The organism is Nocardiopsis sp. NPDC007018 (assembly GCF_040635075.1).
In the GTDB taxonomy this organism is placed as follows: Bacteria; Actinomycetota; Actinomycetes; order Streptosporangiales; family Streptosporangiaceae; genus Nocardiopsis.
The window spans coordinates 82,035-95,222 of sequence record NZ_JBEYHA010000008.1; the positions used below are offsets into that span (position 1 = coordinate 82,035).

Consider the following 13,188-nt stretch of genomic DNA (forward strand, 5'->3'; position numbering starts at 1 on the left):
CCGGGTGCTCCGTGATCTCCTCCGGCCTGCCAGGATGCCGTCAGCAGTCGTAGGAACCTGAGGAGAACCATGGATCTGGGAATCGCTGGCAAGGTCGCGCTCGTGACCGCGGCCAGCTCCGGGCTGGGCCGGGCGATGGCCGTCGCCCTGGCGGCCGAGGGCGTCCGGGTGGCCGTGACCGGACGTGACGAGGGACGTCTGGCCTCCACGGTCGAGGCCTGCCGCGCGCACGGCGCGGACGCCGCCGGGATCGCCTGGGACCTGGCCGAGCACGGGCGCGCGGGCGAGGTCGCCGCGCGGGTGGCCGACACGCTCGGGCCGGTGGACATCCTGGTCAACAACACCGGCGGTCCGCCGCCCACCCCCGCGCTCGGGCAGGACCCGGCCCTGTGGGAGGCCATGTACGGGGCGATGGTGCTCCCGGTGATCGAGCTGACCGACGCCGTGGTCGGCGGGATGCGCGAGCGCGGCTGGGGCCGGATCATCACCAGCACCTCGGGCGGTCCCATCACGCCCATCGCGAACCTGGGGGTGTCGAACACGCTGCGCGCCTCGTTGCACTCCTGGTCCAAGACGGTCGCGAACGAGGTGGCCGCCGACGGGGTGACCGCCAACGTCATCGTTCCCGGCCGGATCGCCACCCCGCGTGTGGAGTCCCTGGACCGTGCCCGCGCCGAGCGGGAGGGGCTGTCGTTCGAGGAGACCCGGGCCAAGGGCCGGGCCAGCGTCCCCGCCGGCCGTTACGGCGACCCCGAGGAGTACGGCGCGGTGGCCGCGTTCCTGGCCAGCCGGCAAGCCGCCTACGTCAACGGTTCCATCATCCGGGTCGACGGCGGGCAGATCCCGTCCGTCTGAGCCCGCGGGCGCGGGCGGGGGCCTCGGCCCCCGCCCGGGCGCCGGGTTCACTCGGACAGCGGCACGCTGTCCGTCGACACCTGGGGCTGGGTGCTCACGCGCTTGTTCTCGCCCAGCCACATGTCGATCGCGCCGGGCTCGTTGAGGTCGAACCAGCGGGGCTGCCAGTCCTGGTCCTCGGGAATGCGGCGCACACCGAAGGAGTACTCGTAGGTGAGACCCTCGGGCCCCTTGAAGTAGAGGAAGATCGCGGTGGACTGCGGGTGGCGGCCCGGCCCCTGCTCGATCTCCACGCCCTTGCTCTTGAGGAAGTTCCAGGAGCGCATGACGTCGTCGATCGACTCGACCTGGAAGTTGATGTGGCAGAGCCCCGGCCGCTCGCCGTGGAAGACCGCGAGCTTGTGGTGCACGGGGTCGATGCGCATCAGGCAGGCGACGTCGCTCACCCAGTCCGAGACCTTCGCGTTGAACCGGGTGGTCCAGAACCGCCCGGCCTCGTAGATGTCGGGGGCGTCGAAGCAGATGTGCCCGAACTCGGTGATCCCGGCGGGCCGTGAGAAGGCGACCGGGGTGGTCAGGTGCGTCTGGCCGACGACGAGGTCGATGCGGTTGCCGAAGGGGTCCTCGAAGGTCAGGTAGTCGTGGACCTTCCTGGAGCGGGCGCCCTCCTTGCTGCCGCGGCGGACGGGCAGTCCGGCCGCCTCCAGTTCGGTCTCGGCGGCGGCGAGCGCGTCGAGGTCGGCGACGGTGAAGCCGGAGCTGATCACCCCGGACTCGCCCTCGACGAAGGCCAGGCAGTGGTGTCGGTGGTCCACGCGCAGGTAGGCGACGCCGTCCTGTTCCTGGACCAGTTCCATGCCGACGACGTCGGTGGCGAAGTCGACGGCGGCGCGCAGGTCGGCCGCGCCGGAGCGCACGTAGGCGATGTCCTTGAGTTCGATCATGGTCGCGTGAGTCTCCTTCGGGGGGTTTCCTCGTTGACGAGGTGCAGCCAGATGCGGCGGCAGAGTTCCGGGGCCGCCTCGCGCCAGGCCCGCTGTTCGTCCTCGTCGAGGGGGCGGGGGGTTCCGGCGGCAGAGGCGGTGGCGTTCATGGCGGCGGAGCGTTCGAGCACCCACATGAGGGCGACCGCCTCGGCGACGGTGGCCCCGACCGTGACGGCGCCGTTGCCGCGCATGAGGACCGCCGGGGCCCCGCCCAGGTCGTGGGCGAGGCGTTCGGCGTGGCCGGGGTCGCGGACCAGGCGGGGGTCCTCGTGCACGGGTACCTCGGGCCCCAGGAAGGCCCCCTGTCCGTGCAGGGGCACGATGGGGACACCGGCCGAGGCCAGCGCGGTGGCGGTGGGCGGCTGGGCGCGGCAGACGGCGCCCGCGTCGGGGCGGGCCCGGACGACGGCGCGGTGAATCCACCCCTCCTTGGGCAGGTCGGGGCCGAGGGTGTCGGCGCCGGGGTCGAAGGGGCGAACGTCCTCGGGGCCCAGCGAGTCGAGGGGGACGCCACGGGTCATGGCCCAGCCGTCGTCGGGGGTGCGGGTCGACACGTGTCCGAAGGCGTCGACCAGACCGTGCCGGGACAGGGCGGACCCGGCCGTGATCAGCGCGTCGGTCGTCGTGGGGTCCACGGGATCTCCTGCGGGGGTGGGGGTGGGAGCGGGGGCGGCGGCGTGCGGGGAAGGGGGGCCGCGGCACGGGCCGGGCGCGTGCCTCGGGGCGCGCGCAGTACGCGTCGGACCTGGTCGCAGGCCGCTCACCAGGGTGATTCGCGGGAAGGTCCTATAGTTATGATCATTATGGCGAATCGTTTCAGCGACTGGCCCACCGTTGGCGGCCCTCTTCCCGAGCGCATGTCCAAGGCTGAGGGCGTGGTGCGCCACATCAGTGAGATCATCATGAACAAGCAGGTCGAACCGGGTGACCGCCTCGGCACCAAGGAGGAGCTGCGCCAGCGCTTCGAGGTCTCGGTGGGGACGTTCAACGAGGTGGTCCGGCTCCTGGAGACGCGGGGCCTGGTCGAGGCGCGCCCGGGACCGCGCGGGGGGATCTTCGTGAGCTCCCCCAGCGCGCACATCCGGCTGAGCCACCTCATCCTCGGGCTGGGTGACGACGCGCTGTCGGTCGCCAACAGCCTGGAGGTCCGCGAGGCGCTGGAGGTGACCATCGCCGAGCACGCGGCCCGGGAGGCCGGGGAGGAGCAGATCGGGCGTCTGCGGGAGATCGTGGCGCTCATGGCCGACCTCAGGGACGACCCGGCGGGCTACCTGGCGCGCAACTGGGAACTGCACGAGGAGATCGCGCGGATCTCGCCCAACCGGCTGCTGTGCACCCTCTACGTGTCGCTGCTGGACACCGCCCGCGAGTCGGTGCGCGAGATCGCGCCGGACCCCGGCTTCGCGGCGGGTTTCGAGGCCAATCTCCAGCTCCACCGCGACCTGGTGGACGCGATCGCCTCGGGGGACGCGCGACTGGCCAGACGTGCGGCAGAGGCGCACACTCCACCGCGCAGCAGCGCCCCCGCCCCGCGGGGCTGAACCGGACGGGAGGGCCGACGAGGCGGGCTTCGTGGAGTTCGGGGGGCACACGTTGACATATTAACCATAATCAATAGAGTGATTGCATTCCGTCATCCCCCTGGAGCGTTCCGACGTGACCCCTCAGAGCACCATCACGTACCGTGACCGCAGGGCCCACAGTGCGCGCACGTCGACCCTGGGTACCCTACGCCGCGGGCTGGTCGGCGTGGTCGCCGCCCTCTGCATCGCCGAGGCCCTGGCCCGCTGGGGCGTGGACTCCTCGGCGCTGCCCCCCGTCTCGGTGGTGCTGGCCAACACCGCGGGGCTGGTCGTCGACCCCGTCTTCCTCGCCGAGGTCGCCGCGACGCTGACCGCCGCCCTCACCGGGCTCGGACTGGCCACGCTCGCCGGTGTCGGACTGGGCCTGCTCCTGGGTTCACTGCGCTGGGTCGAGCGCGCCTCCTCGGTGGTGGTGGAGTTCCTCCGCCCGATCCCCTCCGTGGCCCTCATCCCGGTCGCCATCCTCGTGTTCGGCCAGGGCGCCGAGATGAAGGTCGCCCTGGTGACCTACGCGGCCCTGTGGCCGATCCTCTTCAACACCCTGTACGGGGTGCGCGCCGTGGAACCCCTGGCCCGGGAGTCGGCGCGGGTGTTCGGCGTTCCTCGCCTGGCGGTCCTGGCCCGGGTGGTCCTTCCGTCCACCGCCCCCTTCGTCGCCGCCGGGGTACGCATCTCGGCGGCGATCGCGCTGATCGTCACCGTCAGCGCCGAACTGCTCGCGGGCGCCGCCGAGGGGCTGGGCAGTTGGATCTTGCGCATGAGTTCGGGCGGCGCCAACACCGACATGGTCTACGCGGGAACGATCGTGGCCGGTCTGCTGGGTGTGGCCGTGAACGGTCTCCTGCGCGCCGGTGAGCACCGGCTCTTCCGTTGGAAGCGCCTGATGGAGGCACAGACGTGAAGACGTTCCCGACCACCGAACCCCCCTCGGACACGTGTGGGCCCGGTGTGGTGCGGCCCGCCCCGGTGGACCGGGGCCGGGGACACCGGTCACCGGCCCGCGCCGGTCGTACCGGACGCGCCCTGGGGTCGTTCCTCCTGCGGTGGGCGGTCCTGGCCGGGCTGCTGCTGGTCTGGGAACTGGCGGCGCTCAACGCGCGTTCGCCGTTCTTCCCGCCGCCCACCGAGTTCCTGGCGCGCGCGGGCGAACTGTGGCTGCCCGCCCCCGAGGCCTGGCTGAGCGACGGCTTGCGCGACGACGTCCTGCCGAGCCTGGGGCGCATGCTCACCGGGTTGGCCCTGGCCACCGTCACGGCGGTCGCGCTCGGGGTGGCGATCGCCCTGAACCGGCGGGTCGGCGACTACGTCGACCCGGTCATCCAGTTCGCCCGCGCCCTGCCGCCGCCCGCGCTCATCCCGCTGTTCCTCGTCCTGTTCGGCCGGGACGACCTGATGCGGGTCCTGTTGATCGGCTTCGGAGCGTCCTGGCCGATCCTGATCAACACCATCGAGGGGGTGCGCTCCATCGACCCCCTCAAGCACGCGACGGCGAGGGTGTTCGGGGTTCCGTTCCACACCAGGCTGACGCGCATCGTCCTCCCGGGCGCCTCGCAGAAGATCCTCGCGGGGGTGCGTACGGCCCTCGCGCTCGGCCTGATCCTGATGGTCATCTCCGAGATGGTCGCCGCGACCGGGGGGATCGGCTACCACATCGTGCAGGCCCAACGCGGTTTCCAGATCCTCGACATGTGGGCCGGGATCGCTCTCCTGGGGGTCCTCGGCTACCTGCTCAACCTCGCACTGACCGCGGTGGAGCACCGGTTGCTGGCCTGGCACCGGATCGCCAACCGCCCCAGTTCCGACCCCGTGGGCCCGTGAGGCCCCGACCATGAGGACCACACCCATGCTCGACGTCAGCGGTCTGACGCACACCTACGGGAGCGGTGCCACGGCGCACACCGCGCTCGCGGACATCAGCTTCTCGGTCGCCGAGGGCGAGCTGGTCTCCGTGGTGGGGCCCTCCGGTTGCGGCAAGACCACCCTGCTGCGCATCCTCTCCGGGCTCCAGCGTCCCACCGGAGGCGAGGTCTCCTTCCAGGGACGGCCCGTGAAGGGGGTCCCCGAGGGGCTGGCGATGGTCTTCCAGGACTACGCCCGCTCCCTGTACCCGTGGCAGACGGTGGCGGGCAACGTCCGCTTCCCCCTGCGCCACCTGGGTCTGGGACGCGCGGAGGCCCAACGGCGGGTGCGCGAGTCGCTGGCCGCCGTCGGGCTGGAGGGCCACACCGGCAGGTACCCCAGCCAGCTCTCCGGCGGCATGCAGCAGCGGGTGGCCATCGCCCGGGCCCTGGCCTACCAGCCGGGGGTCCTGCTGATGGACGAACCGTTCGCCTCCATCGACGCGCAGACCCGCGAGGACCTGGAGGACCTGGTCCTGAAGGTGCGGGAACGCTACGACATGACCATCGTCTTCGTCACCCACGACATCGACGAGAGCGTCTATCTCGCGGACCGCGTGGTCGTGCTCTCGGGCCCGCCCACGACGGTCGTGACCACCATCGACGTGCCGCTCCCCCAGCCGAGGGACCAGATCGAGACCAAGGAACTACGGGAGTTCGTCGCCCTGCGCGGCGAGGTCGCACGCCTGATCCGGCGCCCCTCCGAGCGGGTGCCGGAACCCCTCCACCACCAGCCCAGCAACCACTGACCGAGCAACCCGCCGGGAGCGCGGCCCCCGGCCGTGCCCTGCCAACCCCCCTAGGCGCTTATCCATCATGATGATTATGACCGAGAACACCCCGAAGAGCGGGCGCTGGACCTTCGCCTGCGCGGGCGCCGCCCTCGCGCTCGCCGCCACCGCCTGCTCCGGCTCCTCCGCCGAGTCCGACGACGGCCCCACCGACGAGGTCACGACCCTGATCGTGGGCATCACGCCGATCATCGACCACGCCTCCGTCTTCATCGCCATCGAGGAGGGCTTCTTCGACGAGGAGGGCCTGAACGTCTCCGCCCAGCCTGTCCAGGGCGGAGCGGCGGCCGTTCCGGCGATGGTCTCCGACGACCTCCAGGCGGCCTTCGCGAGCTATCCGTCCTTCTTCCTCGCCGAGAGCCAGTACATCGGTGTCACCATCGTCGCCGAGGGCGTGCGCGGCACCGAGGAGACCGCGGGCATCTACGTCAACGACGACTCGTCCATCGAGGGACCCGCCGACCTCGCCGGCACGACCATCGCGGTCAACACGCTCAACAACATCGGTGACGTGAGCATCGCCGCCGCGCTGGAGGAGCAGGGGGTGGACACCGCCGGGATCGAGTTCGTGGAGTACCCCTTCCCGGACATGCTGCCCGCCCTGGAGTCGGACGCGGTGGACGCGGTCTGGCTGGTCGAGCCGTTCCGCAGCGGCGCCGAGAAGGACGGGGCCCGCAAGGTGTTCTCCTCCTACACCGGCGTCGCGGAGGCCATCCCGGTCTCGGGCATCGGCATGGCGGACGAGTTCGTGGCCGCCAACCCGACCACCGTCGAGGGCTTCGCGCGGGCGATCGAGCGCGCCAACGGCATGCTCGCCGAGGACCCGGCCCTCGCCGCCGAGATCGTGCAGACCTACTCCGAGACCACCGAGGAGCAGGCCGAGGCCATGGAGCTGCCGGTGTGGACCGAGGGCGCGGTGGACGTTGACGAACTGGCCCGCTGGAACGACCTGCTGCTGGCCACCGGCGTCCTGCACGAACCGATCGAGATGTCCGAGCTGACCCTCCAGGACTGACCCGACCGGTCGGGGGCGGCGGCCGCGCCGTCCCTGACCCGGCCCCGCACCGGCCCGACCCCCGCACAGGAGAGTTCCCTTGCCGTTGATCGAAGTGACCCTCACCGAGGGCCGGGACCCCGCCCGGCTGCGCGCGCTCATGAAGGCGGTGCACGAGGCGGTCGAGACGAGCCTGGACACCCCCGCCAGCAGCGTCCGCGTCATCGTCCGCGAGGTGCCGCCCGCCCTGTGGTCGGCCGGGGGCACCACCCTGGCCGAGCGGCGCGGCCTGGACACACCGCCCGGCACCGACGCGGGCGACGCCGTCGACAGACACACGTCGAAGGGGAACTGACATGGCCGGGCAACAGCCGGACGTCGAGGTGTTCGGTCATGTCATCGGCGGTGAGGAGGTCACCGCCGGGGACGGCGCGCACTTTGACAGTGTCGACCCGTACACCGGCACGGCCTGGGCACGCCTGCCCCTGGGCGGGGCCGCCGAGGCCGACCTGGCCGTGGCCGCCGCCCGACGCGCGTTCGACACCGGCCCCTGGCCCCGCATGGGCGCCGCCGAGCGGCGGACGATCCTGCACCGCCTGGCCGACCTGGTCCTGGAGAACCGCGAGCTCCTGGCCCTGGCCGACACCCGTGACATGGGCAAACCGGTGACCCAGAGCCTTACCAAGGACGTTCCGCGCACCGCCGAGAATCTGCGCTTCTTCGCCGACCACGCCTGTCTCACCCCCGCCGAGGTCTACCCCTCCGACACCGGCCACCACGCCTACACACGCTACGAACCGGCCGGGGTCGTGGTGGCGATCGCGCCGTGGAACTTCCCCCTCATGCTGGCGAGCTGGAAGATCGCGCCCGCGCTGGCCTGGGGGAACACGGTCGTGTTGAAGCCCGCGGAGGACTCCCCCGTCTCGGTGACGATGCTGGCCCGGCTGGCGCTGGAGGCCGGGATGCCGCCCGGGGTGCTCAACGTGGTGCACGGCTACGGCCCCGACTCGGCGGGCGCGGCGCTGACCGCCCACCCGGGGGTCGACCGGATCACCTTCACCGGCGAGAGCTCCACCGGGGTGGCCGTCGCGCGGGCGGCCGCCACCCACCTCACCCCGGTCAGCCTGGAACTGGGCGGCAAGGGCGCCAACGTGGTGTTCGCCGACGCCGACCTCGACCAGGCCGTCGAGTGGTCGGTGCGCGCCGCCTTCACCAACGCCGGACAGGTGTGCCTGGCGGGGTCGCGCCTGTACGCGCACCGGTCGGTGGTCGGGGAGTTCACCCGGCGCCTGTGCGCGGCGGCCGAACGGCTGGTGCCGGGCGACCCCAAGGACCCGGGCACCCTGCTGGGTCCGCTCTCCTCCGAAGCCCACCACGACAAGGTGACCGGGTACCTGGACACCGTCACCGCGTGGGGCGGCTCCGTGGAGACCGGCGGGGCCGGTTCGGGGCTGTTCGTCCGGCCCACGGTCATCACGGGCCTGCCGAAGGACGCCCCCCACCGTACGGAGGAGATCTTCGGCCCGCTGGTGACGGTCACCCCGTTCGACACCGAGGACGAGGTGGTGGCGGAGGTCAACGACAGCCCCTACGGCCTGAACGCGATGCTGTTCACCGAGGACCTGTCCCGGGCCCACCGTGTGGCCGCCTCGCTGCGGGTGGGCACGGTGTGGGTCAACTGCTTTTTCGTCCGCGACCTGCGCGCGCCCTTCGGCGGGGTCGGGCGTTCCGGGCTGGGTCGTGAGGGCGGCACCTACAGCCGGGAGTTCTTCACCGAGCCCAAGGCCGTGGTCGTGCGGATCGGCGACGACACGGACACCGGCGCGGGCGCCTGAGCGCTCCCGCCGCACGAACCGCCCCCGGCCGGGCCACTCCACACCTGTCGGCCGGGGGCTCCTTTCCGTCACCCGTCGGCCCGCCTCGGGGGCCGGGGCAGGAAGGCGCTGGTGCGTCGCGCGTACTCCGCCCAGCCGGGGCGGCCCTTCATGTGTTCGTCCAGCAGGCGCTGTCCCGAGCCGCGGGTGAGCAGGTAGGTCATCACCAGGGGCGCGGGCAGGGTGAGCAGCACCCACCAGGACCCGGACGCGACCAGGAACAGACCCCACCACACGAGAGCGTCCCCGAAGTAGTTCGGGTGCCGGGTCCAGGCCCACAGCCCCCGGTCCATGATCCGGCCCCGGTGGGCGGGATCGGCTCTGAACCGGGCCAGCTGGGCGTCTCCCACGGACTCGAAGAGGAATCCGGCCAGCCAGACGAGCACCCCCAGCAGGGCCAGCCATCCCAGCGGACCGGCGGTGTACGCCGCGACCTGGAGGGGGAGCGAGATCAGCACCACCAGGGAACCCTGGAGCAGGTAGACCACGCGCAGGGCGTACAGGTGCGGGTTCCCGGGCGCCCGGGCGAGGAACCGCTCGTAGCGGGGGTCCTCCCCCTTCCCACGGGCGCGCAGCCCGATGTGCGCGGCCAGGCGCACGCCCCACACGGTGGTCAGGGCGGCCAGCAGCCAGGTCCGAGCGGGGTCGCCCGCGCCCGAGGCGGTGGCCAGCACCGCCGTGGACAGGGCGGCGCCCACGAAGCCGAGCCCCCAGGCGACGTCGACCACGCTGTGGCGGCCCAGCCGCACGCCGAAGGCGAACGCGGTGAGCATGACCGCGCCGACCACGGCGGCGGTGACGGCGAGGTTGAGCAGCGGCGCGGTGGCGGTCATCGGGCACGCTCCATGGTGATCTGCTCGACGTCGATGATCCCCGAGCGAAAGCCCGCCTCGCAGTAGGCCAGGTAGAAGGACCACATACGGCGGAAGGTGTCGTCGAACCCGAGGGCGCGGACTTCTTCGGCCGCCGCGGTGAAGTTCTCCCGCCACACCCTGAGGGTGTCGGCGTAGTCGTGGCCGAAGGCGAGGCGGTCGGTGATCCGCAGGCCGGTCCCGTCCGCGATCCGCTCGCGGATGGCGGTGACCGAGGGGATCAGCCCGCCGGGGAACACGTACTTGTGCATCCACGTGTAGGAGCCCCGGGAGGCCCGCATGAGCCGGTGCTCCATGGTGATGGTCTGGAGGGCGACGCGCCCGCCCGGCCGGACCAGCCGGTCCAGGGCCCGGAAGTAGGCGGGCCAGTAGCGGGCGCCGACCGCCTCGACCATCTCGCAGCTGACCACGGCGTCGTGGCTGCCGGTGGCGTCCCGGTAGTCGCACAGTTCGACGGACACCCGGTCGGACAGTCCCAGCGCGGCCACGCGCGCGCGTGCATGGTCGCGCTGTTCGGTGGACAGGGTGAGGGAGGTGACGCGGGCGCCCCTGCGCGCGGCGCGCACGGCCAGCTCCCCCCAGCCGGTGCCGATCTCCAGCAGACTGGTGCCGTCCGTGACCCCCGCCGCGTCCAGCAGCCGGTCGGTCTTGCGTTCCTGTGCCCGGGCCAGGCCTTCGGAGTCGCGCGGGTCGTCGTCGGAGAACAGCGCCGACGAGTAGGTCATGGTGCGGTCGAGGAAGAGCGCGAAGAGCTCGTTGGACAGGTCGTAGTGGTGGCTGATGTGGCGGCGGGCGCCGTCACGGGTGTTGCGGTCCGAGGCCGGTCGGCGCGGCAGGGTGAGGTGGCGCAGGGGCTGGAGCGGCCGGGGGACGAGGTCCTCGTAGCGCTCGGCGAGTCGGGTGAGCACGGTGACGGGGTCCGGGGAGTCCCACTCCCCCGCCATGTACGACTCGCCGAACCCGATCAGGCCGTCGTGGGCCAGGCGCGCGTGGAAGGCGTCCGGGTCGCGCAGCCACAGCACCGGAGCGCCGTCCCGGATGAGGGCCGCGGGCGGCGGCTGGGGGCCCTCGTGCCGGTGGACCCCGGCCGCGGGGAGCGCGCGGTCGGCGAGCAGACGGGCCACGGCGGTGCGCAGGGCGCCGGACGGGACCCGGGCGACGTCGGGCCAACGGTGCGGGTCGGCAGGGCCGGTCGGGCGGGGGTGGGTCGTGGTCATGGTCGCTATCCTCGTCGTCGTGGGTGTCCGGGACCGTGCGGGACCGGTTCCGGGCACGGTGCGGGGGCGGTGCGGGCGCCCGGGGCGGGACGGGGCCGCACCGGGAGGCCGCGCAGGAACAGCCGCACGCCGTGAAGGCGGATGCGCGCGGCGTTGACCAGCGGTGCCAGCGGGTGGCGCAGGGACAGGCGCAGGAGCTGGCCGGGTGTGGCGGGTCGGCGGCGCCCGCGTACCGACGCGGTGAAGGGCGGTTGGCCCTCGCGGTGGAGCGCGACGGTGAGCGCGAGCCGCTCCCCGGGGACGGGCAGAGCCAGCCGGTACTCTCCGTCCACCGCGTTGAAGGGGGACACGTACAGGGCCTTGGGCACGGTGGTCCGCCCGTGCTCGTCCGGATGGAGGAGGTACCGGTGCCGCTCGCCGTAGGTGTTGTGGACCTCGGCGACCACCACGCGGAGCGCGCCGTCGGGGTCGTGGCACCAGTAGACGGTCAGCGGGTTGAACACGTGGCCGAACACGCGCGCGTGCGCCAGCATGAGCACCCGCCCGCCCTCCAGGTCGACCCCGTGCGCGCGCAGGTGGGCGACGATGTCGGACCTCAGGGTGGCGGAGCGGCCGCCCCCGTGGTCGGCGGGGTGGAACCCGGCCAGCGCGCGCAACGGCCACGGGAGGCGGGGCGGGTCGTCCAGGTCGACCAGCCAGTAGTGGGTGCGGTGCGCGAACGCGTACCGCAGGGGTGCGGCGCGGGTGTGCCGTACCTCCGCCTCGTAGAGGGCGGGGGTCACCACCGCCTCCCCAGGGCCGCGGCGGCCTCGACCCCGGCCCGGCACCCGTCCTCGTGGAAGCCCCAGCCGTGGTGGGCTCCGGCGAAGGCCACGAGTGGGGTGTCGAGGGTGCGCAGGCGTCGTTGCGCGGCGACCGACTCGGGGGTGAACACGGGGTGGGCGTAGTCCATGGCGGCGACGGTCCGGTCGGGGTCGACGCCGTCGTCGTCGTTGAGCGTGACCACGTAGTCGGTGTCGCCGGGCAGCCCATGGAGGCGGTTCATGTGGTAGCTGACGCGTACCGGAGCGCGGCCCGGCTCGCACGTGGCCAGCCGGTGGTTCCAGGAGGCCCAGGTGGCGGGGTCCGAGGGCAGGACCGAGGTGTCCGTGTGCAGCAGGACGCGGTTGCGGGCGTAGGTGAAGGCGCCCAGTACCTCCCGCTCGTCGTCCGTGGGGGCGTCGAGCAGCGCCAGGGCCTGGTCGGCGTGCGTGGCGACCACGGCGGCGTCGAACAGCAGCTCCTCGGTGTCGGTGCGCAGCCGCACTCCGTCGCCGTCGCGGGCCAGGCCGCGCACCGGAGTGCCGAGGCGGACGGTGTGCAGGCCCTTGAGCACGCGCTCCACATAGGTGTGGGAGCCGCCCTCCACGGTGCGCCAGCGCGGTGAGCCCCAGACTCCGAGCATGCCGTGGTGGTCGAGGAAGGTGAACAGGTGGCGGGCCGGGTAGTCGAGGGCGGTCCCGGCCGGGCAGGACCAGACCGCCGAGACCAGGGGCAGGAGGAAGTGCCCGGTGAAGTACGGTCCGAACCGGTGGCGCTCGGCGAACTCCCCCAGGGTGGGGCCGATCGCCGTGCCCTCGGGGTCGGCCCTGCGCGCGACGGAGAGCAGGCGGCGGGCGGCCCCGTGGAACCGCGGGATGTCGAGCAGCATCCGGACGTGGGCGACGCGGCGCCGGGACCCGGACGGCCACAGGGCGCGCGGCCCGCGCGCGCCCGCGTACTCCAGGCCGCACCCCCCGCAGCTCACCGACAGGCTCATCTCGGTGGGCCGGGTGGTCACGCCGAGTTCGTCGAAGAGCCGCAGCAGGTGGGGGTAGGTGCGCCGGTTGTGCACGATGAAGCCGCTGTCCACGCACAGTTCGGTGCCGTGGGGCGCGGCGATCCGGTGGGTGTGCGCGTGCCCGCCGGGGCGGTCGTCGGCCTCGAACAGCGTGACGTCGTCGTGACGGGCCAGGACGTGGGCGGCGGTCAGTCCGGAGACCCCGCCGCCGATGACCGCGACCCGGCGGCGCCCCGTGTGGTGTGTGCTCATGTGCCCTCTCGCGAAACCGGTGTGTGGCTGGTACCGGTGATTCGGAG

At 72.8% G+C, this 13,188-nt stretch carries 14 protein-coding genes; 8 read left to right on the plus strand and 6 right to left on the minus strand.

Going from position 1 to position 13,188, the window contains the following annotated elements:
* Positions 1-69: 69 nt before the first annotated feature.
* Positions 70-855: an SDR family oxidoreductase gene (locus ABZ635_RS06230; RefSeq protein WP_357759730.1), complete on the plus strand. Its 786-nt coding sequence runs from the start codon at positions 70-72 to the stop codon at positions 853-855.
* Between the two features lie 47 nt (positions 856-902).
* Here the strand turns inward: ABZ635_RS06230 and ABZ635_RS06235 are convergent, their stop codons facing one another.
* Positions 903-1,799 (minus strand): VOC family protein, encoded by an 897-nt coding sequence (locus tag ABZ635_RS06235; RefSeq protein WP_357759734.1) that lies wholly within the window; start codon positions 1,797-1,799, stop codon positions 903-905.
* Complete coding sequence (locus ABZ635_RS06240) at positions 1,796-2,476, minus strand: class II aldolase/adducin family protein (protein WP_357759737.1); 681 nt, start codon at positions 2,474-2,476, stop codon at positions 1,796-1,798. The genes ABZ635_RS06235 and ABZ635_RS06240 overlap by 4 nt, the downstream gene beginning before the upstream one ends.
* 168 nt (positions 2,477-2,644) lie before the next feature.
* On the opposite strand from ABZ635_RS06240, the gene ABZ635_RS06245 reads away from it, so the two are divergent.
* From ABZ635_RS06245 to ABZ635_RS06275, 7 genes are all read left to right on the plus strand, one after another.
* A complete protein-coding gene (locus ABZ635_RS06245) occupies positions 2,645-3,382 on the plus strand; it encodes an FCD domain-containing protein (RefSeq protein WP_357759740.1) in 738 nt (245 codons plus the stop codon).
* Between the two features lie 115 nt (positions 3,383-3,497).
* Positions 3,498-4,325 carry an ABC transporter permease gene (locus ABZ635_RS06250; RefSeq protein WP_357759742.1) on the plus strand — a complete coding sequence of 276 codons (828 nt, stop codon included), beginning with the start codon at positions 3,498-3,500 and terminating at the stop codon, positions 4,323-4,325.
* Positions 4,322-5,242, plus strand: a complete 921-nt coding sequence (locus ABZ635_RS06255; RefSeq protein WP_357759745.1) for an ABC transporter permease — start codon at positions 4,322-4,324, stop codon at positions 5,240-5,242. The genes ABZ635_RS06250 and ABZ635_RS06255 overlap by 4 nt, the downstream gene beginning before the upstream one ends.
* A 10-nt stretch (positions 5,243-5,252) precedes the next feature.
* Positions 5,253-6,071 (plus strand): ABC transporter ATP-binding protein, encoded by an 819-nt coding sequence (locus ABZ635_RS06260; RefSeq protein ID WP_357759748.1) that lies wholly within the window; start codon positions 5,253-5,255, stop codon positions 6,069-6,071.
* Between the two features lie 76 nt (positions 6,072-6,147).
* Entirely contained in the window at positions 6,148-7,128 is a 981-nt protein-coding gene (locus ABZ635_RS06265; protein ID WP_357759750.1) for an ABC transporter substrate-binding protein, read from the plus strand.
* Positions 7,129-7,207: 79 nt separating this feature from the next.
* Positions 7,208-7,462, plus strand: a complete 255-nt coding sequence (locus tag ABZ635_RS06270) for a tautomerase family protein (RefSeq protein ID WP_357759753.1) — start codon at positions 7,208-7,210, stop codon at positions 7,460-7,462.
* Between the two features lies 1 nt (position 7,463).
* Positions 7,464-8,942, plus strand: coding sequence for an aldehyde dehydrogenase (locus tag ABZ635_RS06275; RefSeq protein ID WP_357759756.1), 1,479 nt, complete (start codon positions 7,464-7,466; stop codon positions 8,940-8,942).
* 68 nt (positions 8,943-9,010) lie between these two features.
* Here ABZ635_RS06275 and ABZ635_RS06280 read toward each other — a convergent pair whose 3' ends face one another.
* From ABZ635_RS06280 to ABZ635_RS06295, 4 genes are read right to left on the minus strand one after another with little or no spacing between them, the layout of a single operon-like run.
* Positions 9,011-9,814, minus strand: a complete 804-nt coding sequence (locus tag ABZ635_RS06280) for a DUF1295 domain-containing protein (protein ID WP_357759759.1) — start codon at positions 9,812-9,814, stop codon at positions 9,011-9,013.
* Positions 9,811-11,070 carry a cyclopropane-fatty-acyl-phospholipid synthase family protein gene (locus ABZ635_RS06285; protein WP_357759762.1) on the minus strand — a complete coding sequence of 420 codons (1,260 nt, stop codon included), beginning with the start codon at positions 11,068-11,070 and terminating at the stop codon, positions 9,811-9,813. Before ABZ635_RS06285 ends, ABZ635_RS06280 begins: the two co-directional genes overlap by 4 nt.
* A gap of 5 nt (positions 11,071-11,075) precedes the next feature.
* Positions 11,076-11,855, minus strand: a complete 780-nt coding sequence (locus ABZ635_RS06290; protein WP_357759766.1) for a DUF1365 domain-containing protein — start codon at positions 11,853-11,855, stop codon at positions 11,076-11,078.
* Complete coding sequence (locus ABZ635_RS06295; protein WP_357759768.1) at positions 11,849-13,141, minus strand: FAD-dependent oxidoreductase; 1,293 nt, start codon at positions 13,139-13,141, stop codon at positions 11,849-11,851. Before ABZ635_RS06295 ends, ABZ635_RS06290 begins: the two co-directional genes overlap by 7 nt.
* Positions 13,142-13,188 lie beyond the last annotated feature (47 nt).